Here is a 2,273-nt window from a genome sequence, read left to right as displayed (position 1 = left end):
ATCTCGGCGATTGGTCTCGGCTTGATGATGGTTTCGTTCGAGAGTCTCATTTCGGCCTGGATCTATCATCGCAAACCGGAGTCGCATCTTATCGCCAAACTCGGCAAGGCGGCAATCTGGGTGTTAAGCATCTACCTGCTGGTCAGACTTGGTGACATCATGGTCGAAGGCAAGACAGCGATGATCTTCACACTCAGCCGCGAGAGCATCCTGTTTATAACAGAGTTGCTGATCATGGCGATCATTCCGCTCATTCTGTTCGCCGTCCCCCGGACTCGGCACTCGCTTGCCGGCCAGTGGATCGGATCGGCCATGGTCGTGTTCGGCGCAATCTTCAACCGCGTCAATGTCGGCGGCCTGACCATGACCGGCGTTACCGGTGATTCGTACTTCCCCTCGTGGATGGAATTTTCCATCTCGTTTGCGATCGTCGCTTTCATGATGATAGTGTTCTTGTTCGCAGTCGAGAAATTTCATATCTGGGATAAACGCCCGGTCGAAACCGAATCCGCTCCCCACGCCCGGCCGAGTTTCAGCCGCGCCGGCGAGGTTTGGCTCGGAGCGCCCGGTGTTGCCGGCCGCACCAAGTACTCGCTCGCGTTCATTCTGGCAATGGCGCTTGGCTTTGCCCTGTTGCCCGGCAGTCGCCTTCACAGCGACGGTATCGAGCAGGTCGTTTCGCAGCGCGCACGCGGCGGCGATACGCTTTATGTCGACGGCAACCGCGATGGTTACGGCGTCGAGTTTGCTCACGCCGTACATGTCGATTCACTCGGAGGAGAACAGTCGTGCGTTCAGTGCCACCACATGAATCAACCGATGGACCAGACCAGCGGGTGCTACACCTGCCACAGCCGCATGTATATCGCGGCCGACGCGTTCCGGCATGACTGGCACGCCGCCCACGACGGCGGCAATATCCCGTGCAACGACTGCCACGCAGCCGATCAAAATCGAACGGTCTCCTCCGCGAAAACCTGCGATAAATGTCACAAGGATCTTATCCCGGCCGGAGCCACGATCGAAGTGAAAAACTACATGGCTGCTTCCTATGTAAACGCCATGCACACACAGTGTGTCGGCTGCCACCGCACGAAAGCGGCCGAGTCGCCGGAACGCGCGGCGATGGCCGAGTGTGCCGCCTGTCACACCGGTCACGGACCCGACTACCTGCAGGCCGAGGCGTTGGATATTTTGCGCCACCCGCAGTACAACCGGGTAGTCATGCCCGGCTTGTCTCTGGTTGAGGAGCCCAAATGAACGGAGCTTACTATGGCTAGTCGAGGGACACCGGAAGATGTCGCGGAGGTTCTCTGGCCGCAGCGCGAGGTGCTGGAGCAATTGCCGTTTAATGTTGCGGTGATTGACCGTGATTTCAACGTCGTCGACGCCAACCGTGCTTTCGAGGAGTACTACGGCCCGTGGCGGGGCAAGAAGTGCTATCAGGTCTACAAAAAGTCAGATCGCCCTTGCGAGCCGTGCAACACGATTCAGACTTTCTCCGACGGTCAGACGCGCGTCACCGACGAGGTCGGTATCGATCTCAGCGGCCGTCACACCCACTATGTCGTTCACTCGGCTCCTCTGCGGCGTACCAGCGACGGCCCGATCGAGTACGTGCTTGAGATGTCCTCCGATGTAACCGAGACGCGCCAGTGGCAGCAGCAGTACCAGATCCTCTTTGATCGCGTGCCGTGCTACGTGACCGTTATCGACGAGGACTTTCGCATCATCCGCGCCAACGAAGCTTTTCGTGAGCGTTTCGGTGACGCCCTCGGGGAGCATTGCTACGAAGTGTACAAGCGCCAGAAGCGCAAATGCCCCCATTGTCCGGCCGCCAAGACGTTTAAGGACGGTGAGGCGCACCGATCCAACCAAATCGGGATCAATCTCAAAGGCGAGCGAACACACTACCATGTGACGACCTCGCCTCTGACCCGTGGCGGCGAGAAAGTCGCTCACGTAATCGAAATCTCCACCGACATCACCGATCTCAGGAAACTCGAAGGCGAGATGATCGAGGCCGAACGCCTCGCGGCAGTAGGGCAAACGGTCGCCGGTCTGGCCCATTCGGTCAAAAACATCCTCATGGGTATGGAGGGCGGCAAGTACATCGTCAGCCTCGGTCTCAAAAAAAACGACAAGGCCCTGATCAGTCAGGGTTGGGAGATGCTGGAACGCAATTTCGACAAGACCACCCATCTCGTGAAGGACTTCCTGAGTTTCGCCAAGGGACGGCAACCGGAAGTGTGCCTGGTTGATCCGAATGCGCT

At 58.2% G+C, this 2,273-nt stretch carries 2 protein-coding genes; both read left to right on the top strand.

What is annotated here, in order from left to right; translation table 11 throughout:
- A partial coding sequence (locus KKA81_16300; GenBank protein MBU2652489.1) for a hypothetical protein occupies nucleotides 1-1,260 on the top strand: 1,260 nt, incomplete at its 5' end.
- Between the two features lie 12 nt (nucleotides 1,261-1,272).
- A partial coding sequence (locus KKA81_16295) for a PAS domain-containing protein (protein MBU2652488.1) occupies nucleotides 1,273-2,273 on the top strand: 1,001 nt, incomplete at its 3' end.

The organism is Bacteroidota bacterium (genome assembly GCA_018831055.1).
In the GTDB taxonomy this organism is placed as follows: Bacteria; Bacteroidota; Bacteroidia; order Bacteroidales; family B18-G4; genus M55B132.
Note: the sequence above shows the minus strand (reverse complement) of the source record. Positions and strands in the feature narration are given on the sequence as shown.